This window comes from Terrabacter sp. FW104-15G4B (assembly GCF_058790095.1).
In genome coordinates, this window is sequence record NZ_JBYTCI010000025.1 from 1 (window position 1) to 25,703 (window position 25,703).

Below are 25,703 nucleotides of genomic sequence, written 5' to 3' on the forward strand. Positions count from 1 at the left end.
AGTGGGCACTTCCCCACCCACCTGGGACGTTTGAGACCGCCCCACCCCGGCTCCCGTCACGTCGAGTGGGCCGTTTCCCACCAGTGTTTGTCCCCATCCCTTCCGTCCTTACCTCGTCCGTCCACAGGCTCGCGAACGTGGCCCCGCTGGACTGCCGGAGCCAGCCCTCAACAGCCCGGTCCGCGATCCGGCAGGGCATCTCCTGGGGATCGCCGACATGCTCTGGGAGGAAGAAGCTGTCGCTGGCGAGTACCAGGGCGAGGAGTTCCACGACGGCGAGGAGGAGCGTGCCCGTGACGCGGCCCGGGCGACGTCGGTTCGAGCGTCGCGGTGGTGTGCCGGTGGAGGAGATCTGGAAGGGCGACATGGCGGATTCGGGGGCTCGTGAGGACTGCGTCATGCGGTTCGCGGAGGCGCTGAAGATCCCGAGGTCGCGGCTCGACCTGAGCAGGGCGAGTCCGCGCTTCTTCTCCACGCACGCCATGGATCTTGCCCTCCAGCGCGAGATGCAGCGGGGCGCACGCCGCTGGGACTGACTCGTGGCTCGGCGACTCGGACTTGACGCAGCGGGATACGGCGAGGAAGCCGCTTGCGACGAACGTGCCTGTAACGTTCTGGGTCGCGATTCCCTTCGTCTACCGAGCCCGTTCGCCGAGCCACGTCGACCAAGCTGTCACAGCGTCCTTGGTGTTTCACGCCGGGTGAAACTGCCCACTCGACTTGGGAGGGCGGCCGGGCTTGGGCGGGAACGGGAAAGGGCCCACTCGACGGGGGGAAGTGCCCACTCGACGAGGGGAGGGGTCAGGTGGAGTCGCGGATGACGAGGTGCGTGTCGAGGGTGGTGACGCGGGGCGGCGACTCGCCGGCGAGCAGCCGCAGCAGGGTGTCGGCCATGACGACCCCCATCTCCTGGGCCGGCTGGGCGACGGTGGTCAGCCCCACCTTGCCGCGCGTCGCGTACTCGCTGTCGTCGAAGCCGACGATCGCCACGTCGTCGGGCACGCGCAGCCCGCGCTCCTCGAGGGCGAGCAGCGCACCACTGGCCATGAGGTCGCTGGCGACGAAGATCGCGTCGACGTCGGGAGACGTGTCGACGAGGGACAGTGCCGCCCGGATGCCGCCGGCCTCGGTGAAGTCGCCGTGCGCGACGCGGTGGTCCGGCAGGCCGGCCGCCTGCAGGGCGTCGTGCCACCCCTGCTCGCGGTCGACGGAGGCGGGCATGTCGGCCGGTCCGGTGATCGTCGCGATCGCCCGGCGGCCGCGGTCGATGAGGTGCTGGGTGGCGGTCTGGCCACCGATCCGGTTGTCGACGTCGATGTAGTAGTCGCTCTCCGTGGCGGTCTCGCCGATCGGCCGCCCACCGAAGACCACGGGCAGCGACCGGCTGAGCGAGGTGAGGAAGTGGTCGCCCGAGTGGTGGGACACGACGATGGCGCCGTCGACGTTGCCGCCGAGCAGGTATCGCCTCGTCTTCTCCGACGGTGAGCTCGGGTGCGTCAGCTGCAGGTTGAGCACGTAGTCGCTGTCGTCGAGCCGGTCGCTGATGCCCTGCACGACGTCGGCGAAGTAGGGGTCGCCGAAAAAGCGGTGGGTGTCCTCGGGCACGACGAGGGCGATCGACATCGTGGCCCGCGCGACGAGCGACCGGGCGGCCCGGTTGGGCACGTAGTTCAGCTCGGCGATGGCCTTCTCGACCACGGCGAGCACGTCGGGGCTGACGCGGGGTGAGCCGTTGATGACGCGGGAGACCGTGGCACGGGACACTCCGGCCACCCGGGCGACCTCCTCGAGGGTGGGTCGACCAGCGTGGGTGGCCAGCGGCCCGTCGCTCATGAGTGGAATTCTCCCGCTGTTTCGTCGCCGCGGCCGGTCATGCCCAGATCGGCCTGCGGGGCAGGGAGCTGGCGCGTGGCGATGATGCGGGCGTAGTCGAGGGCGCTCGCCTTGGGGGTGCGCACCTGGGTCTCGTAGTCGACTCGGACGATACCGAAGCGCTTGGCGTAGCCCCAGGCCCACTCGAAGTTGTCGAGCAGCGACCAGTAGAAGTAGCCGCGCACGGGCACCCCCGCGCCGATCGCGTCGAGGACCGCACCGAGGTGGGCGCGGACGTATGCCGTCCGGTCGCGGTCGTCGACGAAGCCGTCCTCGTCGGCCACGTCGTCGAAGGCGGCACCGTTCTCGGTGACGTGCAGGTCGACCCCGGCGGGTCCGGCATACTCCCGCTGGAGGCGGACGAGCAGCCGAGTCAGGCCGTCCGGCTGCACCGGCCACCCCATCGAGGTCGTGGGAAGCCCGCTGGGGTGGGTGTGCACGCCGTCGGCTGCCGGGAAGGGGGAGCGGGTCGGGCGGCCGGTGGCCGGCACCGAGGCCGGCGCGGTCGCAGCGGGTGCCGGACGAGCGCTGACCAGGGAGCCGTTGTAGTAGTTGACGCCGAGCACGTCGATCGGGCTCGAGATGACCTCGAGGTCACCGTCCCGGATGTGGTCCTCGAGCCCCAGACCGCGCACGTCCTCGAGCAGGTCGGGCGGGTAGGCGCCGCGGAAGATCGGGTCGAGGAAGATGCGGTTCATCTGCGCGTCGATGCGGCGGGCGGCGTCGCGGTCACCGGCATCGCCGGGATCCACGGGGTCGGCGACGGTGAAGTTCAGCGTGAGTCCCAGTCGCAGGGCGGCATCGCGTTGGCGCAGCGCATGGACGGTCTGCCCGTGTGCGAGCAGCAGGTGGTGTGCGGCGGCGAGGCCGTCGGCGGGCGAGGTGCCCCCTGGGGCGTGCTCGCCCCCGGTGTAGCCGAGGAACGAGGAGCACCACGGCTCGTTGAGCGTCGTCCAGGTGTGGACTCGGTCGCCGAGCCGGTCGTGGACGGCGAGGCCGTAGTCGACGAAGCGGTCAGACGTGTCGCGCACCGTCCAACCGCCGCGGTCCTCGAGGGCTTGCGGCAGGTCCCAGTGGTAGAGCGTCAGCCACGGCGCGATGCCGGACTCCAAGAGGGAGTCGACGAGCCGCTCGTAGAAGTCAAGGCCCTTGGCGTTGACTGGCCCGCCGTCGGGGCACACGCGCGCCCACGAGGTCGAGAAGCGGTAGGACTGCATCCCGAGCGACTTCATCAGGGCCACGTCGGCGGCATACCGGTGGTAGTGCTCGCAGGCCACGTCCCCCGTGTCGCCATCGACGACGGCCCCGGGGGTGTGCGCGAAGGTGTCCCAGATGGAGTCGGTGCGGCCGTCCTCGTGGGAGGCGCCCTCGATCTGGTAGGCAGCCGTCGCCACGCCGAAAATGAAGTCCGGCGGGAGTGGGCGGGCTTGTGCCAGAGCGAGATCGGCCGCCGACACGAGCGGGGGCTGGTGGCTGTGCGTCGGGGAGGTCATCCCTTGACTGCTCCTTGCATGATGCCGGAGACGAGCTGCTTCCCGGCGAAGACGAACAGGACGATGAGGGGCAGTGCCATGAGGACGACCCCGTTGAGCACGAGCGAGTAGTCGACGAAGTACGCCGCCTGCAGCTGCTGCAGGGCGACGGGCAGGGTCGGGTTGCCCGGGTCGAGGATGATGAACGGCCAGAAGAAGTTGGTCCACGTCGCGATGAAGGTGAACAGGCCGAGCATCGCCGCACCGGGGCGCGCGGCAGGCAGGGCGACGGACCAGAAGGTCCGAAGCGTGGAGGCGCCGTCGACGTGCGAGGCCTCGATGAGCTCGTCGGGCAGCGCCTCCGCGAGGTACTGCGTCATCCAGAAGACGCCGAACGCGCTGACGGCGCTGGGCAGGATGACGGCCCAGAGGCTGCCGATCCAGCCGAGCTTGCTCATCACGATGAAGAGCGGCACGATCCCGAGCTGCGTCGGCACGGCCATGGTCGCGATGACGAAGACGAGCAGCCCGTTCCGGCCCCGGAAGCGCAGCTTGGCGAAGGCGAACCCGGCCATGGCCGAGAAGAGCACGACAAGCAGCGCGACGGTCGAGCTGACGAAGATGCTGTTGCCCAGCGCCTTCCAGAACGGGATGGTCGTGACGACCGTGCCGGCGTTCTGCAGGAAGTGCCCGCCGGGGATGAGCGAGTACGGGTCCTGCACGATGGCGGCCGAGTCCTTGCTGCCGATGACGTAGGACCACCACAGCGGGAACGCCGAGGCGAGCAGGACGACGACGAGGACGACGTATGCCGTGGGGCTGGCCTGGGTGCGGCGCACCAGCCTGGTGCGGCGGCGCAGGGTCGGGGTGCTCATCGCTGTCCCTTCGAGGCGATCCGGCGGGTGACGAGGAAGTTGACGATCGCGAAGACGATGACGATGAGGAAGAGCATCCAGGCGACGGCGGCGGCCCGGCCGAAGTTCTTCTGCGTCCAGCCGAGCTGGTAGAGGTAGAGCGTCAGCGTCTGCCACTGGCGGTCGGCGCCACCGAGGCCGTACTGGTCGTACATCCGCGGCTCGTCGAAGATCTGCAGGCCGCCGATCGTCGAGGTGATGACGACGAAGATGATCGTTGCGCGCAGCTGCGGGACGGTGATCGAGAAGAAGGTGCGGACGCGGCCGGCTCCGTCGATCATCGCGGCCTCGTAGTAGTCACGCGGGATCGCCTGCATCGCGGCGAGGAAGATCAGGGCGTTGTAGCCGGTCCACCGGAAGTTGACCATCGTCGCGATCGCGACGTGGCTGGGCAGGACCTCCTTGTGCCACTGGACCGGGTCGACGCCGACGAGGCCGAGCAGGTGGTTGACGAGCCCGAACTTGTCGCCGAAGAGGTCACTGAAGATGAGGGCGACGGCGACCGGCGCGACCACGTAGGGCAGCAGCACGCCCATCCGCCAGAAGGTCCGGGCCCGCAGGCCGCTGTCCAGGGCCGCTGCGATGAGCAGGGCGGCGATGACCTGCGGGACGCTCGAGAGCAGGAAGATGCTGACGGTGTTCTTCAGGGCGTTCCAGAAGTACGGCTGCGCGAGGACGTCGGTGTAGTTCTTGAGGCCGACGAAGCTGCCCTGGCCGCCGATGAGGCTCCACTTGTGGAGGGAGACCCACGCCGTGTAGAGCAGCGGGAAGAGCCCGACGACGCCGAACAGGATGAAGAACGGCGAGACGTAGGCGTACGGCGCGCCCTTCTCGTCGAGCCTGGTCAGACGCCGGCGCCAGCTCGAGCGCGGCTGTCGCGGCGAGCGCTGCACGAAGGCCGGCGACTCGATGGGGCGGCGGGGGGCGTGCGTGCTCGTGGCGGACGGCATACCCGGTGTGGGAGGGCTGGTGTCCGGGGGCTGCTCGGGGGACTGGACGGTCACGGTGAGTTCCGCTCGTCGGGCGGGTGGCCCGGAGCCGGTGAGAGGTCACCGGGCCACCCGCGGGTCGGAAGGGTCAGCCGAGGGCCTTGACGTCATTGACCCACGTGTCCCAGGACTCCTGCGGCGAGGTGCCCTGCTCGACGCGGGTCAGCGCCTGCTGCATCGCGTCGTTGATCGCGAAGTAGTGCGTGCCCTTGTACGGCGTCATCGTGACGGCCTTGGCCCGGTCGGCGAAGATCTCGCCGGTCGGTGCGTTGTTGAACGAGGCGACCTTGAAGGAGAGCAGGTCCGGGCTCTCGAGCGCCTGCTTCTGGCTCGGGAACGCGCCGACCTTCTTGAAGGCCTTGACCTGCTGCTCCGGTGCGGTCAGCCAAGCAGCGAGCTCCTGGGCCTCCTTGGGGTGGGCGCTCTGCTTGGGGACCGTCAGGTAGCTGCCGCCCCAGTTGCCGCCGCCACCGGGGAAGGTGTTGGCGACGTCCCAGCCCTTGACGCCCTTGGCGTTGCCCTCGATGACCCCGACCATCCATCCCGGGCAGAGCATCGTCGCGAAGCCGTCCTTCTGGAAGCTCGCGGTCCAGTCGTCGCCCCACTGCTGGAGCTTGCCCGAGAGGCCGTCGGTCATGCCGGCCGCGATGACCTGGTCGTAGACCTTCTTGACGGCCGGGTTGTCCGTGGCGGTGATGCTGTCGTCGGTGGGGTTCTCGTAGGCGGCGTCGAGCTGGTTCACCATGCCCTGGTAGGTCGCGCCGAGGCTGTCGAAGAAGGGGACCTTCGACTTCGCCTTGAACTGCTTGCCGGCGGCGAAGTAGCTCTCCCAGGTGGTGCCGAACAGCTTCGCGACCGACTCGCGGTCGCTGGGCAGGCCGGCGGCCTTGAAGAGGTCGCCGCGGTAGCAGATGGCCTCGGGGCCGGAGTCGGTGCCGTAGCCGATGAGGTGGCCCTCGGTGTCCGTGGCGGCCTTGGCCTTCCAGTCGAGCCAGCGGCCCTGGACGTCCGCGGAGTTCAGGTCGGTGAACTTGTCGGAGTACTGGAGCATCTCCGGCAGCCAGTCGACCTCGACGGCCTCGACGTCGGCCATGCCGCTGCCGGCCGACAGGCGGGTGAAGAAGTTGTCGCGGGCCTCGTTGGAGGTCGCGGCCTTCTTGTGGGTGACCTTGATGTTGGGGTGCGACTTCTCGAACTCCGGGATGAGCTCCTCGTAGCCGAACTGGTTGAAGGTGGCGAGGGTCAGGGTGACGGGCGCCCCACCTCCGCCGGTGCTCCCGGCCGCCTGCGTGGCGGGGCTGTCGCCGGCCGAGGACGAGCTGCAGGCCGAGAAGGCCATCAGTCCGACGGCGAGGGTGGCGAGGACGGCATGGCGTGAGCGCACGGACGGTGCACCGATCCGGGTGGAACGGGATGTCATGGAGAGCTCCTTTGGTCTCAACCCCAGTGTGGGTGTGGGAGCGCTCTCCATGCGTGTAACGCGACTGTGAGAGCGCTCTCACGAGCAGGATGGCGGCCGGTCCGGGGATTGGTCAAGGGCCGTGACCAATCCGTGACCTTGGCAGCGGCTACCGTGGAAGCGGCAGGCACGGCTCAGTCCCCGATACCGGCGGAGGCTCCTCATGACCGTCTACGACCTCGTGGCGATCGGCCGAGTGGGCGTCGACCTGTACCCGCTCGAGTACGGCGTCACGCTGGACGAGGCCCGCACCTTCGAGAAGTTCCTCGGTGGCACGGCGGCGAACGTGACCGTCGCGGCCGCACGCCACGGCCGGCGCGCGGCCCTGGTCAGTGCCACGGCCGACGACGCCTTCGGACGATTCGTGCACCGGGAGCTGCTCCAGCTCGGCGTCGACGACGCTCACGTGCAGACGATCACATCCGGGGCGCCGACGCCCGTCACCTTCTGCGAGGTCTTCCCGCCCGACTACTTCCCGATCTGGTTCTACCGTTACCCGACGGCGCCGGACCTCATGCTCACCGCGGAATCCCTTCCGTTGCAGGCCATCCGGGAGGCACGCGTCTACTGGGCAACGCTGACGGGCCTCAGCCAGGAGCCGAGCCGCGCAGCCCACCTGGCGGCTTGGCAGGAGCGGGGTCGCGCACCCCTGACCATCCTCGACCTCGACTACCGGCCGGAGTTCTGGGCCGACGACGCCGAGGCTCGCGCCGAGGCCCGCGAGGCGCTGCGGCACGCCACCGTGGCCGTCGGCACCCTCGAGGAGTGCGAGGTCGTGACGGGAGAGTCCGACCCGCTCCGCGCGGCTCAGGCCCTTCTCGAGACCGGGGTGGCGCTTGCCGTCGTCAAGCAGGGTCCGCGTGGCGTGCTGGGGATGACCGCGAGCGAGCAGGTCGCCGTCGACGCCTTTCCCGTGACCGTCGTCAACGCCCTCGGTGCCGGTGACGCCGTCGGCGGAGCGCTCGTGCATGCCCTGCTCGAGGGCTGGGATCTCGAGCGCACGCTCCACTTCGCCGCCGTCGCTGGCGCTCTCGTCGCCAGCCGGCTCGAGTGCGCGACGGCGATGCCGACGACCGCGGAGGTGCAGGCGCTGCTCTCGGACGTCGAGGTGGCCGACGGGGCCTTCTGAGGCCGCCGCCTGCGCGACCGACCCGAACGCCCCTGGCGCCCGAGCGACCCGGACGGTAGGCACGGGAGGCCGGACATGAGAAAACCCGCCCCTGCTGGTCACGTCGCCGAACTCGACCAGCAGGAGCGGGTGCCCTTTGACCCGGTGATCCGACAGGGGAGGAGATCACCGAGTCGCACAGGAGCAACTCACGAGAACGACTATGACCGCCGGACCTTAAAGAAGGCTGGGAAACCCGTAGCAGTTGGCCCTGACTTCTGCACTCGTCCTTCCGGCCGTTCCGGTGACGGCCGCCCTGCGTGGGGGTACGGCGGGGGCGAGGGCGTGGTCGGCGCCGGGACGGCGGGGTGAAGGAGGCGGACGGTGCAGACGTTCGTGCCGTACGCCGAGTTCGACCGCACGGCCCGGGTGCTGGACTCCAAGCGGCTCGGCAAGCAGCGGGTCGAGGTCATCCAGATCGTGCGCGCCCTCACGGTGCCCGGATATGCCTGGGCGTCGCACCCGGCGGTCCTGATGTGGAAGGGGCACGAGGAGGCGCTCGGCCGCTACGGGCTGGCGATGTGCGAGCAGTGGCTGCTGCGGGGTTTCGGCGACACGTGCGCCGCGACGATCACTGCGGATCTCGCGGCGTCGGGCGTGGGTCCCTTGCGGACCTACCACGAGCTGCTCGAGGCCGGGGCGCTGCCAACCTGGCTCTTCGACGAGGCCGTCCAGCTCAGCCACCGTTCCGCGCTCGTGCGCAAGGACCCGGCTCACTACGCTGCTACCTTCCCCGACGTGCCGCCGGACCTGCCCTACGTCTGGCCGGTGCGGTCTGAGGCGGTGCTCGAGCGTGAGCGGCGCCGCGAGGCGGCTGCCGAGCGCCGCGCCGAGCGGGCGCGTGAGCTCGAGCGGGCCCGCCGGAGCGCGGCTGCCCGGAAGGCGTGGCAGGTCCGGCGCGGGCAGCCCTGACGAACGGGGCCGGGCGGTGGCAGCGAGCGCCTCGGTCCAGCCGTCCAGGTCCGTCAGCGGGTCCCGACGACCATCCAGTCCTCGCGCCGGGCGCGCCAGCCGAGCGTCGCGCCGCGGACGACCATGAACACGGTGAACGCGACCCAGAGCACGACGACGTCCCGGGCGGGGTACCCGCTGGAGCCGGCGGCCCGCACGGCAAGGATCAGCGGGAGGTAGACGAGGAAGGTCACCACCATGCCGCCCGCGAGCCAGGTGCCGTCACCGGCGCCGATGAGCACGCCGTCGAGGACGAAGACGTAGCCGGCGACCGCCTGCCCGAGCCCCACGACGACGAGGGCGGCACCGAGGGCCTCCTGCACGGCCGGGTCGGTGCTGAAGAGCGGCGGGACGACCGAGTGCAGCGCGACGAGCACGAGTCCGAGCGCGAGGCCGCCCCACACCCCCCAGCGCACCATGGTGCCCATCGCGAGCCGGACGCCCGTACGGTCACCGGCGCCGAGCGCCCGCCCGGTGAGAGCCTGAGCCGCGATCGCGAGCGCGTCGAGGGCGAAGGCGAGGAAAGACCAGACGGTCAGCGCGACCTGGTGGGCCGCGAGCGGCACGTCGCCGAGCGAGGCCGCGACCCACGTCGTGACGAGCAGCGTCGCGCGCAGGGCAAGGGTGCGCACGAGCAGGGGTATGCCGGTGCGTGCAGCCGCGAGGACACGTGCCGGGTGCGGGCGGAGCCGGGCGTGCCGGGCCCTGGCCTTGACGAGCAGCACGGCGACGAGGGCGACGCCCATGCCGGTCTGGGCAATGACGGTGCCCCATGCGGATCCGGCGATGCCCCAGTGCAACCCGTAGACGAAGACGAGATTCAGCACGAGATTGGCGCCGAAGCCGACGACGGACGCGACGAGGGGCGTCGTGGTGTCCTGGAGCCCCCGGAGCACCCCCGTGACGGCGAGGATGACGAGCATCGCGGGGATGCCGAGCGCCGAGATGCGCAGGTAGGTCGTCGCCTGCTCGATCGCTGCCGGGGAGGCGCCGAACGCCGCACTGATCGGTCCGGCCCAGACCGCGACGGCCGCTGCCGTGACGGCCCCGAGGCTGAGTGCCAGCCAGAGCCCGTCGATGCCGGCGCTCACCGCGGACGGCTCGTCACCGGCGCCGAGGTGCCGCGCCACGACGCTGGTGGTGCCGTAGGCGAGGAAGACGAAGATGCCGGCCGCCGTCACGAGCGCGGCGCTCGCGACCCCGAGCCCGGCCAGCTCGGCGGTGCCGAGGTGGCCGATGATCGCCGAGTCGGCGAGGAGGAAGAGCGGCTCGGCGATGAGGGCGAGAAAGGCCGGCACCGCGAGGCGGACGATCTCGCGGCGGTGGCTGGGGTGGGGTGGCGCGGCAGGCCTCATGGGCGCGGCTCCAGGTGCTTGAGCGCCTCGCGTCGGGAGAGGGCGGAGAGGCCGGGATGTGCAGTGACGAACGACCACACCCATTCCGCGTCGGTGCGGGCGTGGTCGCGCAGCGCCCAGCCGATCGCCTTGCGGCTGAAGAAGTCCGGGTCGTCGAGGTTGGGCTCGATGACGTCGGCCAGCAGCGCCTGGTCGACGCGCTCACGTGCCCCGACCTGGCAGAGGACCGCCGCCCGCCGCACCCACAGCGAGTCCGAGGCAGCCCACTCGCGCATGCGCACGGCCTCGACCGTCGGGTGGGCGAGCACGGCGTCGCGCACGAGGTGCGTCGCGATGTCGTCGACGACGTCCCACCACGCGCCGGCGCGGATGAGGCTCTCCCACAAAGGCATTGCGTCGCTGTCGACCCATGAGCGATAGGCGCGGTGACGTGCGAGGGCGATGGCGGCATACCACTGCTCCCGGTGGGTCGCGCCGTCCCAGAGGGCACGGATCGTCGCCTCCCACTGCTCGCGTGACTGGATGCCCAGGTCAGGGTCGCGCAGCAGGGGAGCGAGGGCCGCCTTGAGCTGCGGGGAGGTGAGGCCGAAGAAGGGCATGGCCGACTTCATGTAGCGCTGCTGCCCGGCCGCTCGCTCGGGATCGGCCCGGGCGACGAGGGCGGCCTCCACCCGTGACACGAGCTCGAGGTGCGCGCCGCTCGTCATGCGCCCACGGTATCCGTGGGTCCGGACGTCCCGGTCGGGCGTCCAGAACCGCGCACTCGGGCGTCGGTTGCGCGCCTCAGGCTGCGCGACGGGCGCGGCCGAGGTAGCCGAAGGCCCACGGCCGCATGAACGCCGGCACTGGGGCGTACGCGCGCTCGATCGTCTCGAGGACGAGCCCGGAATCCTCCACGAGCCGGTCGATCGGGCGCGTGAGGTGGCAGCCGTCGAACGCCATCTTCTGCACCGGCTCGATGAGCCGTTGCCAGCGCTGCACCCCCTCCTCCGGAGCGATGCCGTGCTCGAGGAAGTGCAGCGCACTGCCGGGGCGCAGGACGCGCCGCACCTCGCCGAGCGCCCGGTGCACGTCCGGGATGGTGCACAGCGTGAACGTCACGAGGACGGCGTCGGCGCTCGCGTCCGGCAGGCTCAGCCACTGCCCGTCGAGGTCGCCCCGGACGATGGGGACCGTGCTCAACTCGCGGCGACCGGCCCCCAGCTCCCAGGCGACGTCGGACGGTTCCACGGCGATGACCCGGGTGACCTCCGGAGGATAGAGCCCGATGTTGTGTCCGCTGCCGAAGCCCAGCTCGACCACGTCACCGCGCAAGCCCTCGCAGGCCCGTGCCCGCAGGGTGCTGAGGCCGCCCTCGTCCCCGGCGGCAGCGACCAGCCGCGGCGTGACCTGGGTCGACCAGAAGTTCATACGGAGGACGTATGCGTCAGGCGGGCGTGCCGAAGCGGACGGCGTTGCGCTCTCGGGCCTTCTGGCGCTCGACCTCACGGTCCTTGGGCGGTGCGGTGGTGGTGAGGTGCTCGAGCAGGTGCGCGGTCGCGTGCGCCACCGCCTCGACCGCCTCGTCGAACGCGGCCTGGTTGGCCAGGCTGGGCTTCGTGCTCCCGCTGACCTTGCGGACGTACTGGAGGGCGGCGGCCTGCACCTCCTCCGACGTGGCGGCGGGCTCGAAGTTGTGGAGCTGTCGGATGTTGCGGCACATGCCTCGACTCTAGGTCGCCACGCTCGCGCGCACACCTCTTCGCGGTCGAGGTGACCGCGGGGGCGACGGCGGTGCCGAGATCACCTCGAGCCGCGTCGATGGGGAACCGGTGAGAAGGTGGGCGGATGGAGGTTCTGGTCCTGCCCACGCCGGCCGACGTCGCCCGCCGAGCCGCGGCGGTCGTCATCGACGGACTCGCTGCCGCTGACCGTCCCGAGCCCGTGCTCGGGCTCGCCACCGGGTCGTCTCCCCTCGGGCTCTACGCCGAGCTGGCCGGGGCCGTGCGCGCCGGCCGCCTCGATCTCGGCAGGGCCGTCGGCTTCGCGCTCGACGAGTACGTCGGCCTGCCGGCCGGTCACCCGCAGTCCTACCGGGAGGTCCTGCTGCGCGAGGTGTGCGAGCCGCTGGGGCTGCCGCCCGAGCGGCTCCACGTGCCTGACGGCTCCGGTCGCGACGAGGAGGAGCTCGTGGCGGGCGCGATCCGGTACGAGCTCCTCATCCGAGAGGCCGGCGGCGTCGACGTCCAGATCCTCGGGATCGGCGCCAACGGCCACCTCGGTTTCAACGAGCCGGGCTCCGCACTGTCGTCCCGCACGCGCGTCAAACGCCTTTCGGACCGGACGAGGCAGGACAACGCTCGCTTCTTCGCCGGGATCGACGACGTGCCGACGCACTGCGTGACGCAAGGCCTCGGCACCGTCCTGGAAGCGCGCCGGCTCGTCCTTGTCGCCTCCGGTCCCGGGAAGGCCGATGCCGTCGCGGCAGCCCTCGAGGGGCCGCTGTCCGCCTCGTGCCCGGCCTCGGTGCTCCAGTGGCATGCCGACGCGACCGCCGTCCTCGACGAGGACGCCGCAGCAGGACTGCGCAACCGCGCCTACTACGACGCCTCCGCCGCAGGACTGTGAGAGGCGGCCGGACGGCATAGCCCGTCTGTCGGGCGTGTCGTGCACGGCTGTGGACGACGCACAGGGGCCAGGAACTTGTTCTCCACACCGGTGGATGTCGCGTTTGTGCAGGTCACCATGCACGGGGTCATGTGACCGGGACCACATCCCCACAGTTGTACACACACCTTGTCCACACCTGTTGACGGCGTGTCGCCCTTGGCCGTCCACCGGTTGTCCACAGGCGGGGCGCTCCCAGGTTGGTGGTGGCCGAACCACGCCCCTACGGTGGGGCGGGTGCTCCTCGGAAGGGCGAGCGGACGGGCTGGGTAGGTCTCGTCCCCGCCCCTGGTCCGGGGCTGTCGGTCCTGCGTTGTCTACTGTCGGGACCGGGTTGCACCGATGTCATTCACATTCAGGGGGAAGGGGAGCACGTGTCGCTCGACGAGCTGAGCACGAGCGCTTTCGCGTCGTCGACTCGTAACGGGGGGCCACCCGACGACCGTCTGCCGCCGCAGGACGTCGGCGCCGAGCAGTCCGTCCTCGGCGGCATGCTGCTGTCCAAGGACGCCATCGCCGACTGCGTCGAGCAGCTCAAGGGCACCGACTTCTACCGCCCGGCGCACGAGCTCATCTACGACGCGATCCTCGACCTCTACGGTCGGGGCGAGCCCGCCGACGCGATCACCGTCAGCGACGAGCTGACCAAGCGCGGCGACCTCGGCCGGGTCGGTGGCCAGGCCTACCTCCACCAGCTGATCGCCTCGGTGCCCACCGCCGCGAACGCCGGTTACTACGCCCAGATCGTCGGCGAGCGCGCCGTGCTGCGCCGCCTCGTGGAGGCCGGCACGCGCATCGTGCAGCTCGGCTACGCCCAGGGCGGCGGCGACGTCGAGGACATCGTCAACGCGGCCCAGGCCGAGGTCTACGCCGTTGCCGACAAGCGCGGCGGCGAGGACTACCACGCCATCGGCGACATCATCGAGGCCACGGTCGACGAGATCGAGGTCGCCTCGGGCCGCTCCGGCGAGATGACCGGTGTGCCGACCGGCTTCACCGACTTCGACGCGCTGACCAACGGCTTGCACCCCGGCCAGATGATCGTCATCGCCGCCCGCCCGGCGATGGGAAAATCGACCATTGGCCTAGACATAGTGCGTTCGGCCGCGATCAAGCACAAGATGGCCGCCGTCGTGTTCTCGCTCGAGATGAGCCGCACCGAGATCACGATGCGTCTGCTGTCGGCCGAGGCCGGCATCCAGCTCCAGCACATGCGCAAGGGCACCATGCGCGAGGAGGACTGGACCCGCCTCGCCTCGACGATGGGCCGCGTCTCCGACGCCCCGCTCTTCATCGACGACTCGCCCAACATGTCGCTGATGGAGATCCGCGCGAAGTGCCGCCGGCTCAAGCAGCGCGAGAACCTCAAGCTCGTCGTCATCGACTACCTCCAGCTCATGAGCTCGGGCAAGCGCGTCGAGTCGCGCCAGCAGGAGGTCTCGGAGTTCTCGCGTGCGCTCAAGCTTCTCGCCAAGGAGCTCGAGGTCCCCGTCATCGCGATCTCGCAGCTGAACCGTGGTCCCGAGCAGCGCACCGACAAGAAGCCCGCCATGAGCGACCTGAGAGAATCGGGATCGATCGAGCAGGATGCCGACATGGTGATCCTGCTCCACCGCGAGGCGGCCTACGAGAAGGACTCCCCTCGCGAGGGCGAGGCCGACCTCATCGTGGCCAAGCACCGAAATGGACCCACCGACACGATCGTCGTCGCCTTCCAGGGCCACTTCAGCCGCTTCACGAACATGGCCAACAACTTCTGAGCCGACCGCCCGGCCCCGTCACGGTGCTGCAGGAGGCTGCGCGGGCGTTCCGCTCGAGGCGTCGGCGCTGAACACCCGGCGGAATGCGCCGCGCGAGAGGGACGGCCGCCGTCAGTCGTCCGGGAGGCCGGCGAACGCCGTCTTGGTGTCCTGGTACCACGCCATCGACTTCTTGGGGTGCAGCCAACGGCCCTTCATCGCCTGGCGGGCCTCCTGGTGGGTGGCATCGCCGGCCTTCTCCGCCTCCTTGAGGTGACGGTCCTGGGCCTTGATGATGTCGTCGGCGCTCTCGGCGTGGTGCTCGAGGTCGCACGGGCCACCGAGCGCTCGGCAGGTCATGGTCTTCATCGTTGCTCCTTCTCTCGTGGGGATGTCCTGCAGTACTGACGGTCGGGACCGGCCGGATGTGACAGGCCCAGGCGGAGAAAGTAGCCGGCGCAGCGCTCACACTGCCGGGTCGAGGCGCCGGATGTTGGTCCAGCCCGTCCATCCCCGCTCCTCGAGCAGCTCGAGCAGGCGCCCGGCACAGGCGAAGGACTCGAGGAACGCCGCGTCGAGCAGGGCGACCAGCTCGTCGCTGACCGGGTGCTCGTCCTCCACCTCGGCGTGCTCGGCGGCGGCCGCCTCGATGAAGGCCGCCACCCGGTCGGCCAGGGCGGGCAGCCTCGGGTCGTCCGGGCCGCAGTCGACGAGGTCGCCGATGTCGAGGTAGAGCCGGCGCAGCACCTCGTGCTCGATCTGGGCCTGCTTGATCTGCATGAGCCCGGCGACGTGTCCGGGCATCTGCGCCGAGATGAGGATCCAGCTGTCGCGCTCGACCTCGATCAGCCGCTCCGCGAAGCCGAGCTCACGCATACGCTCGAGGTAGGCCACCACCTCGGGCGGCAGCGCGAGGCTCTCCCCGGCGGCGAGCTTGGCGATGCGCTCCCGGTGCTGCTGCCGCTCGCGGATCTCGGCGCGCAGGCGGCGGTCCACCTCCTCGACCGCCGCCGCGAAGTCCCCCGCGTCCGCCGTCAGGAGCTCGCGCACCCTCGAGAGCGGGACGCCGGCGTCGGCCAGGACGCGGATCCTGACGAGCTCGACCACCGCGGACGCGTCGTAGCGTCGGTAGCCGGAGTGGTCCCGCTCCGGCTCGGGCAGCAGCCCCTTGGCGTGGTAGTGCCGGACCGCGCGCACCGTCACGCCTGCGTATGCCGCAAGCTGGCTGATCGTGAGCATGGCGTCATTGTCCTGCGGTGAGGTGCTGCATCAGGCGATCTTGCTGCGGTAGGTGCGCATGGCGAGCGCGTAGGCGACGAGGAGCAGGGCGACGCACCAGGCGAGCGCGACCCAGCCGTCGGTCCCGACCGGCTGCCCGGCGAAGAGGCTCCGGATGGTGTTGACGATCGGGGTGACGGGCTGGTGCTCGGCGAACCACCGCACCGGCGGCGGCATACCGGCCGTGGGTACGAAGGCCGAGCTGACGAACGGCAGGAAGATCAGCGGGTAGGAGAACCCGCTCACGCCGTCGACCGTCTTCGCGGTCAGTCCCGGGATCACGGCCAGCCAGGTGAGCGCGAGGGTGAACAGCACCATGATCCCGAGGACCTCCAGCCACGCTAGGACGCCGGCCCCGGTGCGGAAGCCCATCGCGAGCGCCACCAGCACGACGAGCACGAGCGAGGTCAGGTTGGCCACGAGCGAGGTGAGCACGTGGCTCCAGAGGAAGGCAGACCGGGTGATCGGCATCGACTGGAACCGTTCGAAGATGCCGCCCGACACGTCGGTGAACAGGCGGAACGCGGTGTAGGCGATGCCGGACGCGACGGTGATGAGCAGGATCCCGGGCAGGAGGTAGTCGACGTACGAGTCGCTTCCGACATCGATCGCCCCGCCGAAGACGTAGACGAAGAGCAGCAGCATGGCGATCGGCGTGACGGCGGTGGTGATGATGGTGTCGGGGCTGCGCAGGATGTGGCGTAGGGACCGCTTGAGCAGGACGTCGGTGTCGCGGAGGACATCGCTGGTCATCGCTGGGCTCCTTGGTCGACGACGCCGTCGTGACCGACGATCGCGAGGAAGACGTCTTCGAGGGTGGGCTGCTTCTCGACGTACTGGACCTCGGCCGGCGGGAGCAGCTGCTTCAGCTCGGCGAGGGTGCCGTCGGCGATGATCCGACCCTCGTGGAGGACTGCTATCCAGTCCGCGAGCTGCTCCGCCTCGTCGAGGTACTGGGTCGTCAGCAGCACCGTGGTGCCCCGGCCGGCGAGCTCCTGGACGGTCCTCCAGACCTCGATCCGCGACTGGGGGTCGAGCCCCGTCGTCGGCTCGTCGAGGAAGAGCACGGGAGGGCTGCCGATGAGGCTCATCGCGATGTCGAGGCGGCGGCGCATGCCGCCGGAGTACGTCGCGACCCGCTGGCCTGCCGCGTCGGTCAGCGCGAACCGCGCGAGCAGCGCGTCGGCGATGCCGCCCGGCCCGTCGAGGCGTCGCAGCTGGGCGACGAGCACGAGGTTCTCGCGCCCGGTCAGCACCTCGTCGACGGCGGCGAACTGGCCCGTGAGGCTGATCGACTCGCGCACCTGCCCTGGCTCGGTTGCGACATCGTGGCCGTTGACGGCGGCGGTCCCCGCGTCGGCCCTCAGCAGCGTGGACAGGATCTTGACGATGGTGGTCTTGCCGGCGCCGTTGGAGCCGAGCAGGGCGAAGATGGTGCCCGGTGGGACGCGCAGGTCGACACCCCGCAGCACCGCGTGGTCACCGTAGGACTTGGTGAGGCCGACGATGTCGATGGCTGGTTTCGTGGTCATGAGCCAAGGTTGCGGCCCTGACGCTACGTCAAGGTCAAGCCGTGGTCGCGGCAGGTTTTCGACGGCCCGCCATTCGGCTCCCGACGGGTCAGTGAGCGCGGCCCATGATGCGCTCGCGTACGGCCCGTAGCCCGGCTGCTGCAGCGGGGTCGGTCCGCGCCGGGTCGGTGAGCCAGCTCATCAGCGGGCTGTCGTCCCGGGTCACCCCCGACTGCTGGTCGGCCACGGCAGCAGCCATGAGGGCCCCCGTCCGCAGTACCGGGGCCGCGTCGCCGATCGCTGCGTCCACCCACACGTCCGCCGCGGCCATCAGGTCGTCATCCACGTGGCGCCGCCGAGTATCGGCGAGGCGTCGGGCCGCCTGCGGCAACGCGCCCACAGTGTCTGCGCCCGCCACCGTGCGCACCTCGGCGACGAGTGCGTCCAGGTGGATCTCGAGCAGCCAGCTCGGCATGCCCCGGGCGGCCAGCACCCGCGAGAGCCACTCGACCTGGTGGACGGCCCGATCCTCCCCGAGTCGGGCGAGGGAGACGAGCCAGGCCGAGTCGGTCGTGGCGAAGCGCGACCCGCGCTCGCCATAACGAGCACCGTAGTACGGCATGGCGTCGATCGACCGCTGTGCGGCCCGGACCGCTGCGCGAAGGAGCGTCGCATCGGTCGTGATCTCGTACCCGCCAGAGTGCGGGTTGACGACGCCGGCGTCCGCACCCTGCCCGGAGGCGCGTCGCAGCAGCCCTGCCGCTACGTGACGCTCGCCTTCGGCGACCAGGCGAGCCAGCTGCCCCGGGTCGGTCCCGGCAACCGGCTCGCCTTCGAGTGCTGCGCGCAGGGTCGGTGCCTCGGTCGTCCCCGTGGCGACGACCAGGCGCTCGATGCCGACCACGGCGGCGAGGAGCGCCGGGTCCTCGAGCGGGCCGGTCAGGGCGCGGTCGGCGTGGGCGAGGAGCAGCTGGTGCGCCGCGTCGGCACCGGCGTCGGCAGTCATCCGCCCATCTTCGCGCGCCCCAGGGACGATGCGTGAGAACTAGGCACACCTCAGGGAAATGAGCGACGGCGACGCCGCCCTCCCACCCGGCATGCGAAGTACCCCCCCACGGGTATCCGGAGTGGCGGATCCGACGGGCGCGCCCGGAGTCGAGGAAGGACGACAACGATGAGCGACGCAGCACGCACGCACGCTGCTCGGCGCGGCGTTGAAGCTCGTGCTGGACCGTCGCCAGCACCGGTTGTATGCCGAGCGCGACCTCGACGCGCTGGCGGCAGCGCCCTCGCGGGTCCACCGCGTCGTCATGAGCCACCGTCCTGAGCCCGTCCTCATGAGCGCGCTTCGTCCTGGGGGTCGCCGCCCGGTCAGTCACAGCGGTTTCCCACTCCTTTCCCACCCGCGGCGCCTACGGTGTGCCTTCAGCATGCGTGTGCCCGGCCGCCGCCGGACCCGCCGATCGTCAGGAGGTTCCCGTGGCAGATCTCGGGTGGCCGGAGCTCAGCATCATCGCCCTCGCCGTCGTGCTCCTCTTCGGGTGGAAGCGGATGCCGGACATGGCACGCAGCCTCGGGCGCTCCGCCCGCATCTTCAAGTCCGAGGTCGACCAGATGCGGACGTCCCCCGACTCGGACCAGCCGGTTGCCCCGCTGGCCCAGGTCTCAGACGGGCGCCGTGAGGACGTCGAAACGGCCGACGAGCGCGCTCGCGCGGCCGAGGCAGAGGTGGCGCGCCTCCGCACCGAGCTCGAGGCCCGCAGGCACGCGAGCGGCTCGCGCTAGCCCGCCGCCTCCGGACGGACCGAAAGCCGACCAGCGGCGTCCGCTCAGCCGACCGTGTGAATGGGCTCGCTCGGCAGCCTGCGCACCTTGGCACGCCGTCGGCGGCGTTCGGGGATCATCGAGCGCATCTCCTCGAGGCGCCCGAAGCACAGCAGGCGGTCCTCCGCCTCGAGCACGACGCGTCGGCGGGGGTTCGGGATGACGCTCGTGCCCCGGTGCAGGGTGAGCACCTGCAGGTCGTGCTCCTCGAGCCCCGAGTCGCCGATCGTCTTGCCGATGATCTCGGCGCCGGAGTGGACCACGAGCTCGGCGACGCCGTATCCCGTTGAGACGGTGAGCCGCTGGCGCACATCGATTTCGGGGAAGGCCACCTGGCCGGCGATGTGGTCGACGATGGCGCCGGCGACGTCGAGCTTGGTGGCCGTCTCGATGCCCTCGAGCCCGGGGGAGGAGTTGACCTCCATGACGAGGGGCCCGTCGTGGCCCTCGAGCATGTCGACGCCGGCGACGCGCAGACCCATGATCTGGGCGGAGCGCACCGCCGCCTGCTCGTACTCCGCGCTCAGCTCCACCGGCTCGACCGTGCCGCCACGGTGGACGTTGGAGCGGAACTCGTCGCCGCTGGCCCGGCGTCGCATCGCGGCGACGACCCGGTCGCCGACGACCAGGGCACGGATGTCACGGCCCTTGCTCTCGGTGACGAAGCTCTGGATGAGGACGTTCTGCTTCGTGCTGTGCAGCGTCTCGATGATCGCCTCGGCGACCTTGATGTCCGGCGCGAGGATGACGCCGATGCCCTGCGTGCCCTCGAGCAGCTTGATGACGACGGGGGCCCCGCCCACGCGCTCGATGGCGGGCATCACGTCGGCGCGGTTGCGCACGAAGGTCGTTGCCGGCATACCGATCTGGTGACGCGAGAGGATCTGCGCGGCGCGGAGCTTGTCGCGGGCGTTCGAGATGCCGTTGGCCGTGTTGGGCGTGTAGACGTCCATCTGCTCGAACTGGCGCACGACGGCGGTGCCGAAGTAGGTGATCGAGTTGCCGATGCGCGGCAGCACCGCGTCGTAGTCGGAGATCGGGCGCCCGCGGAACTGCAGGTCCGGCTCGGGCCCGGACAGGTCGATGGCGAAGCGGAGGGTGTCGAGCACCCGCACCTGGTGTCCGCGGTCGAGCGCTGCGGTGCGCAGTCGCTGCGTCGAGTACGCGCGCGGCGCGCGCGAGAGGATCGCGAGTTTCATGCAGGGTCCTGCCAAGATGGGCGGGTGTCTGGGCCGGCCTATTCAAGCACCCCCGTTGGGTGGCGCGAGTGGGTCGGTATGCCCGCGCTGGAGCTGCCCTGGCTCAAGGCCAAGATCGACACCGGCGCCCGCACGTCGTCGCTCCACGCGGAGGATGTCGAGGAGTTCGAGCGCGACGGGCAGCCCTGGGTCCGCTTCACCGTGCATCCGTGGCAGGCCTCCTCCGAGAACGCCCGCACGGTCGAGTGCCCGGTGCACGACCGCCGCACCGTGCGCAGCTCGTCGGGCCACGTGACCAGGCGTCTCGTGGTGCGCCTCGATCTCGCGCTCGCCGGCCGCACGGTCCCCGCCGAGGTGACGCTGAGCAAGCGCGACCGGATGGGTTTTCGCATGCTCGTCGGCCGTGAGGCGCTGCGCCAGGGCTACGTCGTCGACCCCTCCCGGTCGTATGCCGGCGGCAAGCCGCCCAAGGACGTCCGCCGCCGCAACCGCGGCCGCTGACCGCGCCGGCGAATCGCTCTCTCGATCAAAGGCGGTTGCCCTTGATCGAGAGCGATCTGTCTGGTCGAGAGAGCGATTCGTCAGGCGTTGGCGTCGTGGAGGGTCAGCAGGCGGGCCTCGTCGGCGGCGTCCATGGGGCCTCCGCCACGGTTGGTCGGCCGCTCCGGCAGCCCCTCGCGCTGCAGCCAGGACCACGTGTCGGCGACCGTTTCGGCCATCGGCCGGCACCGCAGCCCGGCCGCCCGGGCCGCCGAGGTGTCGAGCGCGTGCAGCCCCACGAGCTCGCCGGTCGGCGGCACCCAGATCGGCAGCTGTGTCCACGGCTCGACCGAGGCCGCCTCGACCGTCGCCGGGTCGAGCCACACCAGCTCCGTGTCGCTCTGCGTGACGGTGCGCGCCTCGTCGAGCAGCGCGCCGATCGTCGTGTGTCCCGGCTCGCTGACCGTGTTGAAGGTGCCGACCGGGCGCGACCCGAGCACCCAGTCCGCGATGTCACGGCCGTCGACGTACTGCAGCGGTCGGTCGTACGGACCCGGCGCGGGCACCCGCCCGCCCGCAGCAATCCGACGGAGCCAGAACGGCATACGGCCGACCATCTCGTAGGGGCCGAGGATGAGACCGGCGCGGGCGATCGCCACGTCGCCGTCGAAACCACTGAGCACGGCGACCTCGCCGCCCCGCTTGGCAGCGGCATAGTCGGAGCTCTCGGTGGACGAGGCGTCGCCCTCGACGACCGGTGCGCTCTCGTCCGAGCCGGGCGCGATCGGCCAGGTGTAGACCGAGCACGACGAGATGTAGGTGTAGTGCGCCGCGCGCCCGCGCAGCAGCCGGGCCGATGCCTGGACCGCGACCGGCGCCGCCGACCAGGTGTCGACGACGGCGTCCCACTCGTCGTCCCCGAGCGCGGCGCGTAGGGCTTCGGGATCCAGACGGTCCGCGTGCCGCGGCTGCGCACCCTCGACGGGTGTGCCGCTCACGCCGCGCGTCACGGTGGTGACCTCGTCGCCGCGGGTCAGGGCCGCCTCGACGAACGCGCGACCGACGTGGTGGGTGCCTCCGAGCACGAGGAGTCTCATGGGCCGATCCTTGCCGTCAGGAGGCGCGGAGCCAAGAGCAGTTCGCCCAGAACGGAACCGGCGTTTGTTGCTTCTGCGCGCCGCCGGGTAATCGTCGGGCCTGGACAGGTCCGAGACGCCGCCGCACCACAGTGAGGGAAACGCCATGCACACCGACATCGCCATCGTCGGCGGTGGCCCTGCGGGGCTGCAGGCCGCGCTCACCCTCGGTCGCGTCCACCGCGACGCCGTCCTCTTCGACGACGGTACGTATCGCAATGCCACCGCCGCCCAGATGAACAACGTGGTGGGGCGCGACGGCACCCCGCCGGCGGACTTCCGGGCCGACGCACGCAGGCAGCTGACGGCATACGACACCATCGCCGTGCGGAAGGAGCGCGTCCTGTCCGTCGAGGAGGCCGACGGCACCTTCACCCTGGGACTGGCCGACGACTCCGCCGTCACCGCCACGGCCCTGATCCTCGCCACGGGGGTGCGCGACGACCTGCCCTCGATCCCCGGGCTCGGCGAGCTGTGGGGCGGCCTCGTCGCGCACTGCCCGTTCTGCCACGGGCACGAGCTCACCGGTCAGCGCGTCGCGATCCTGGGCGCCGGCGTGGCCGAGCACATGTGCGACATGCTGCGCCCCATCGCCTCCGACCTGCTCGTCCTGACGGAGGGAGCCGAGCTCCCCCAGGAGTGGTGCGACCGTCCGAAGGTGCGGTCGGAACGGGTCATCGCCGTGGAGGAGCACGACGGGGGCGTATGCGTGGTGCTCGAGGGTGCGGACGGCGAGCAGGTGCGCGAGCAGGTTGCGGGACTCTTCGTGAAGCCGGAGCTGCGGCAGTCCTCGCCCTTCGCCGACCAGCTCGATCTCGAGCTCAACACGTCCGGGTGCGTGAGGGTGGACGAGTTCGGTCGGTCGAGCCGGGAGCGCGTCTTCTGCGCCGGCGACATGGCTCACCTGCCCGCGTACCACCTGCCGATGGCCTCGGTCATCGCCGCGGCGGCCGCGGGTCAGATCGCCGCCACGTCGGCGATCGCCGTGCTGAACTCCGCCTGACGGTGCGGTGAGCCCCTCGTGCGCGGACCGCCCGCCGTGGTCACGGCCAAAGCGTGACGTCCGGGTGGGCCGTGGAGGAACGACCGGGCATACGATGCGGGGGATCCCAGCAGCTCGAAGGAGTGGCCATGCCGCGCGACCTAGCCCCTGACCTCCTCGAGCGCCTCACCAAGGCGTTCGAGGCCGATCCCACCGCCCGGATGCTGCAGAACGCCGTGACGACGACCTCGGTCGACGACATCGCGCTCGACCGCAGGGTCGTGACGAGCATCGACCACTCCGTGTCGCACCTGCTCGACGACTGGGCCGCGACGTCGCAGGAGAAGAGCGGGCGCTGCTGGCTCTTCGCCGGCACCAACCTGCTGCGTGCGGGGGCGCGGGAGAAGCTGGGCGTCAAGGACTTCGAGTTCTCGCAGAACCACCTGCTCTTCTGGGACAAGTTCGAGAAGGCCAACCACTGGCTCGAGTCGGTCATCGCGACGGCCGAGCGCGACGTCGACGACCGCACGGTCGCGCACCTGCTCGCCACGCCGGCCGAGGACGGTGGGCAGTGGAACATGTTCGTCGCGCTCGTCGTCAAGCACGGCCTCGTGCCCAAGGTCGCTATGCCCGAGACGAAGAGCTCGAGCAACACCGGCCGGATGAACCGCGACCTCAGCACGATCCTGCGCCAGGCGGCCCGTGACCTGCGGGCCCAGGCCGCCGACGGGTCTGAGGTCGAGGACCTGCGGGAGGCCAAGGAGCAGGTGCTCGCCTCGATCCACCGCCTGCTCTGCATCCACCTCGGCACGCCACCCGAGTCGTTCGTCTGGCAGTGGAAGGACACCGACGGCGGCTTCCACCGCGACGGCACCATGACGCCGCTCGAGTTCGCCGAGCGCTACGTCACCGTCCCGCTCGAGGACTACGTCTGCCTCGTCAACGACCCGCGGACGAGCAGCCCCTACGGCCGCACCTTCACCGTCGAGCACCTCGGCAACGTCGTCGGAGCCCTGCCCGTGACCTACCTCAACGTCGAGGCCGACCTGATGAAGTCGCTTGCCGCACAGGCGATCGTCGGCGGCGAGCCGGTGTGGTTCGGCTGCGACACGGGCCAGATGTCCAACGCCGACCTCGGTCTCTGGGACGCCGGCCTCTACGACCTGGCCGCCGTCTACGGCACCGAGCCGACCCTGGGCAAGGCCGACCGCCTCGTGCACCACGAGTCGATGATGACCCACGCGATGCTCTTCACCGGCGTCGACCTGCTCGACGACGTGCCCCGTCGTTGGCGCGTCGAGAACAGCTGGGGCACCGAGAAGGGCGACAAGGGCTTCATGACGATGAACGACAGCTGGTTCGCCGAGTTCGTCTTCGAGGTGGCCGTTCGCCGCGACGCCCTGCCGGCCGAGCTGCAGGAGGCGCTGGGCCAGGACCCGATCGTGCTGCCCGCCTGGGACCCGATGGGCGCCCTCGCCGGCTGATCCCCGCTCGCCGGGCGGTCCGGCGTGGTGGACTGACCGGGATCTGGACGATGAAGAGGACCGGCAGCTCAGCCGCGGCGACACCCGGCCCGGCGACGGATGCCGACGTGCCGGCATACGTCCGCCGGCTGGGGCTGCCCGGGCGCTGAGCAGCCCCTCAGGCCATGTGCTTCGCGAGAAAGGCCTCGGTGCGCCGGATCGAGGTGTCCCACTGCGGTGATGTCAGGGTGTGACGTCCACCGGGGTAGACCTGCAGCTCGACGTCCTTGCCCTTCGCCTCGAGCGCCGCTACCGAGGCGCGCGACCACGAGAGCGGGCACTCCTCGTCGGCCGTGCCGTGGTGGATGAGCAGCGGCTCGGTGATGCGGCTGAAGTAGGTGCGCGGGCTCGCGGCCGCCCACGCCGCCGGTTTCGCCTCCGGGGTGCCGAGCCGCCCGATGACAACGCGCGCCGCACCGGAACGCGAGGCGTCGCGCCGAACCCACTTGTCGAAGTTGTCGACGCTGTCGGAGCTCACCGGCGCGTAGGCCACCGCCGCGCGGAAGAGCCCGGGGCGTACGACCAGCGCGTTGTAGACCACCCCTCCACCCATCGACCGGCCGATCAGCGCGAGCCGGTCGGGATCGACGTAGGCGGCCTTCTTGAGCGCCAGCGCTGCGTTGATCGCGTCCACGGTGTAACCGGCGCGGAGGTTGGCGTCGTTGCGCGGGTCGCGGTCGGACTGCGCGTGGTTGCGGTAGTCGATGTGCAGCGTCACGTACCCCTTGCGGGCCAGGTATTCGCGCTCGCGGAGCATCGTCTCGCCGTTCGTGTAGACCGCCGGGTCGACGTAGCCGTGCGCGAGGACGACGGCCGGGAACGGCCCCTTGCCGCGCGGGATGTTGATGCGTCCCGAGATCGTCAGGCCGTTGCTCTCGTAGGTCGCGTAGTACTGCCGGTAGGCGCTCGTGCTGCCCCGCTCCGGCCCGAGCCTCAGGTGGCCGCCCTCGTAGCGGGTCGCGATGAGCGCCTCGATGGACGCCGGGTCGGGCGCCGGCTTCGTCGCGCTGGGCGAGGGCGCCGGCTGGACCGGCGTGGTCGGCGACGGGCTGTCCGGGGACGGGGCTGCGGTCGTGCTTGCGTATGCCGTCCGCGACCCGGCGCTGCCGGCCTCGGGCGGGCTCGGGGTGGCCGTGCAGGCACCGAGCAGCAGGCCGGCGGTCAGCCCTGCGAGGAGAACGCGGGAGGTTCGCACCCCTCCAGTC

Annotated in this window: 26 protein-coding genes; 9 read left to right on the forward strand and 17 right to left on the reverse strand. The window is 70.8% G+C overall.

Translation table 11 applies throughout. From position 1 onward, the window contains the following. The first annotated feature begins 293 nt into the window (after positions 1–293). Positions 294–536: a hypothetical protein gene (locus AC3WRT_RS16435; RefSeq protein ID WP_492723816.1), complete on the forward strand. Its 243-nt coding sequence runs from the start codon at positions 294–296 to the stop codon at positions 534–536. 265 nt (positions 537–801) lie between these two features. On the opposite strand, the gene AC3WRT_RS16440 is transcribed toward AC3WRT_RS16435, so the two are convergent. From AC3WRT_RS16440 to AC3WRT_RS16460, 5 genes are all read right to left on the reverse strand, one after another. Next, positions 802–1,833: a LacI family DNA-binding transcriptional regulator gene (locus tag AC3WRT_RS16440; protein ID WP_492723818.1), complete on the reverse strand. Its 1,032-nt coding sequence runs from the start codon at positions 1,831–1,833 to the stop codon at positions 802–804. Next, positions 1,830–3,365 (reverse strand): GH1 family beta-glucosidase, encoded by a 1,536-nt coding sequence (locus AC3WRT_RS16445; protein ID WP_492723820.1) that lies wholly within the window; start codon positions 3,363–3,365, stop codon positions 1,830–1,832. The genes AC3WRT_RS16440 and AC3WRT_RS16445 overlap by 4 nt, the downstream gene beginning before the upstream one ends. Further along, positions 3,362–4,219, reverse strand: a complete 858-nt coding sequence (locus AC3WRT_RS16450) for a carbohydrate ABC transporter permease (protein ID WP_492723822.1) — start codon at positions 4,217–4,219, stop codon at positions 3,362–3,364. Before AC3WRT_RS16450 ends, AC3WRT_RS16445 begins: the two co-directional genes overlap by 4 nt. Then, on the reverse strand, positions 4,216–5,262 hold the full coding sequence (locus AC3WRT_RS16455; protein ID WP_492723823.1) for a carbohydrate ABC transporter permease: 1,047 nt from the start codon (positions 5,260–5,262) through the stop codon (positions 4,216–4,218). Before AC3WRT_RS16455 ends, AC3WRT_RS16450 begins: the two co-directional genes overlap by 4 nt. Before the next feature lie 73 nt (positions 5,263–5,335). Further along, entirely contained in the window at positions 5,336–6,667 is a 1,332-nt protein-coding gene (locus tag AC3WRT_RS16460) for an extracellular solute-binding protein (protein ID WP_492723825.1), read from the reverse strand. 202 nt (positions 6,668–6,869) lie between these two features. Between AC3WRT_RS16460 and iolC the strand changes: the two genes are divergently transcribed. Continuing rightward, the gene (iolC, locus tag AC3WRT_RS16465) at positions 6,870–7,835 is read left to right on the forward strand and encodes a 5-dehydro-2-deoxygluconokinase (RefSeq protein ID WP_492723827.1); all 966 of its coding nucleotides are present in this window, start codon (positions 6,870–6,872) and stop codon (positions 7,833–7,835) included. Between the two features lie 363 nt (positions 7,836–8,198). After that, a complete protein-coding gene (locus tag AC3WRT_RS16470; protein WP_492723829.1) occupies positions 8,199–8,786 on the forward strand; it encodes an MSMEG_6728 family protein in 588 nt (195 codons plus the stop codon). Between the two features lie 53 nt (positions 8,787–8,839). Here AC3WRT_RS16470 and AC3WRT_RS16475 read toward each other — a convergent pair whose 3' ends face one another. From AC3WRT_RS16475 to AC3WRT_RS16490, 4 genes are all read right to left on the reverse strand, one after another. Further along, a complete protein-coding gene (locus AC3WRT_RS16475) occupies positions 8,840–10,180 on the reverse strand; it encodes an MATE family efflux transporter (protein WP_492723831.1) in 1,341 nt (446 codons plus the stop codon). Then, positions 10,177–10,887, reverse strand: coding sequence for a DNA alkylation repair protein (locus AC3WRT_RS16480; protein WP_492723833.1), 711 nt, complete (start codon positions 10,885–10,887; stop codon positions 10,177–10,179). The genes AC3WRT_RS16475 and AC3WRT_RS16480 overlap by 4 nt, the downstream gene beginning before the upstream one ends. 76 nt (positions 10,888–10,963) lie before the next feature. Further along, complete coding sequence (locus AC3WRT_RS16485) at positions 10,964–11,590, reverse strand: class I SAM-dependent methyltransferase (RefSeq protein ID WP_492723835.1); 627 nt, start codon at positions 11,588–11,590, stop codon at positions 10,964–10,966. A gap of 16 nt (positions 11,591–11,606) precedes the next feature. Continuing rightward, complete coding sequence (locus AC3WRT_RS16490; RefSeq protein ID WP_492723836.1) at positions 11,607–11,882, reverse strand: DUF2277 domain-containing protein; 276 nt, start codon at positions 11,880–11,882, stop codon at positions 11,607–11,609. Positions 11,883–12,007: 125 nt separating this feature from the next. Here AC3WRT_RS16490 and AC3WRT_RS16495 point away from each other — a divergent pair, with 125 nt between their 5' ends. Next, positions 12,008–12,787: a glucosamine-6-phosphate deaminase gene (locus tag AC3WRT_RS16495; RefSeq protein ID WP_492723838.1), complete on the forward strand. Its 780-nt coding sequence runs from the start codon at positions 12,008–12,010 to the stop codon at positions 12,785–12,787. A 413-nt stretch (positions 12,788–13,200) separates the two neighbouring features. Next, entirely contained in the window at positions 13,201–14,586 is a 1,386-nt protein-coding gene (gene dnaB / locus AC3WRT_RS16500; RefSeq protein ID WP_492723840.1) for a replicative DNA helicase, read from the forward strand. 111 nt (positions 14,587–14,697) lie between these two features. Here the strand turns inward: dnaB and AC3WRT_RS16505 are convergent, their stop codons facing one another. The 5 genes from AC3WRT_RS16505 to AC3WRT_RS16525 all read right to left on the reverse strand — a co-directional run bounded on the left by AC3WRT_RS16505 (position 14,698) and on the right by AC3WRT_RS16525 (position 18,360). Next, on the reverse strand, positions 14,698–14,934 hold the full coding sequence (locus AC3WRT_RS16505) for a DUF1059 domain-containing protein (RefSeq protein WP_492723842.1): 237 nt from the start codon (positions 14,932–14,934) through the stop codon (positions 14,698–14,700). Positions 14,935–15,030: 96 nt separating this feature from the next. Continuing rightward, positions 15,031–15,804 carry a MerR family transcriptional regulator gene (locus AC3WRT_RS16510; protein WP_492723844.1) on the reverse strand — a complete coding sequence of 258 codons (774 nt, stop codon included), beginning with the start codon at positions 15,802–15,804 and terminating at the stop codon, positions 15,031–15,033. 30 nt (positions 15,805–15,834) lie between these two features. Next, complete coding sequence (locus tag AC3WRT_RS16515) at positions 15,835–16,596, reverse strand: ABC transporter permease (RefSeq protein ID WP_492723845.1); 762 nt, start codon at positions 16,594–16,596, stop codon at positions 15,835–15,837. Next, the gene (locus AC3WRT_RS16520) at positions 16,593–17,375 is read right to left on the reverse strand and encodes an ABC transporter ATP-binding protein (protein WP_492723846.1); all 783 of its coding nucleotides are present in this window, start codon (positions 17,373–17,375) and stop codon (positions 16,593–16,595) included. Before AC3WRT_RS16520 ends, AC3WRT_RS16515 begins: the two co-directional genes overlap by 4 nt. Before the next feature lie 88 nt (positions 17,376–17,463). Further along, complete coding sequence (locus AC3WRT_RS16525) at positions 17,464–18,360, reverse strand: hypothetical protein (RefSeq protein WP_492723848.1); 897 nt, start codon at positions 18,358–18,360, stop codon at positions 17,464–17,466. A 473-nt stretch (positions 18,361–18,833) separates the two neighbouring features. Between AC3WRT_RS16525 and AC3WRT_RS16530 the strand changes: the two genes are divergently transcribed. After that, entirely contained in the window at positions 18,834–19,139 is a 306-nt protein-coding gene (locus tag AC3WRT_RS16530) for a Sec-independent protein translocase subunit TatA (RefSeq protein ID WP_492723849.1), read from the forward strand. 44 nt (positions 19,140–19,183) lie between these two features. On the opposite strand, the gene AC3WRT_RS16535 is transcribed toward AC3WRT_RS16530, so the two are convergent. Beyond that, positions 19,184–20,377, reverse strand: a complete 1,194-nt coding sequence (locus AC3WRT_RS16535; RefSeq protein WP_492723851.1) for a RimK family alpha-L-glutamate ligase — start codon at positions 20,375–20,377, stop codon at positions 19,184–19,186. 24 nt (positions 20,378–20,401) lie between these two features. On the opposite strand from AC3WRT_RS16535, the gene AC3WRT_RS16540 reads away from it, so the two are divergent. Beyond that, on the forward strand, positions 20,402–20,878 hold the full coding sequence (locus AC3WRT_RS16540) for an ATP-dependent zinc protease family protein (protein ID WP_492723853.1): 477 nt from the start codon (positions 20,402–20,404) through the stop codon (positions 20,876–20,878). 80 nt (positions 20,879–20,958) lie between these two features. Here AC3WRT_RS16540 and AC3WRT_RS16545 read toward each other — a convergent pair whose 3' ends face one another. After that, positions 20,959–21,954 (reverse strand): NAD-dependent epimerase/dehydratase family protein, encoded by a 996-nt coding sequence (locus tag AC3WRT_RS16545; protein WP_492723854.1) that lies wholly within the window; start codon positions 21,952–21,954, stop codon positions 20,959–20,961. Between the two features lie 145 nt (positions 21,955–22,099). Here AC3WRT_RS16545 and AC3WRT_RS16550 point away from each other — a divergent pair, with 145 nt between their 5' ends. Both AC3WRT_RS16550 and AC3WRT_RS16555 read left to right on the forward strand, forming a co-directional pair. Then, on the forward strand, positions 22,100–22,996 hold the full coding sequence (locus tag AC3WRT_RS16550) for an NAD(P)/FAD-dependent oxidoreductase (RefSeq protein WP_492723856.1): 897 nt from the start codon (positions 22,100–22,102) through the stop codon (positions 22,994–22,996). A gap of 128 nt (positions 22,997–23,124) precedes the next feature. Next, positions 23,125–24,459 carry a C1 family peptidase gene (locus tag AC3WRT_RS16555; RefSeq protein WP_492723858.1) on the forward strand — a complete coding sequence of 445 codons (1,335 nt, stop codon included), beginning with the start codon at positions 23,125–23,127 and terminating at the stop codon, positions 24,457–24,459. A 157-nt stretch (positions 24,460–24,616) separates the two neighbouring features. On the opposite strand, the gene AC3WRT_RS16560 is transcribed toward AC3WRT_RS16555, so the two are convergent. Further along, positions 24,617–25,693 carry an alpha/beta hydrolase family protein gene (locus tag AC3WRT_RS16560; RefSeq protein WP_492723860.1) on the reverse strand — a complete coding sequence of 359 codons (1,077 nt, stop codon included), beginning with the start codon at positions 25,691–25,693 and terminating at the stop codon, positions 24,617–24,619. Positions 25,694–25,703 lie beyond the last annotated feature (10 nt).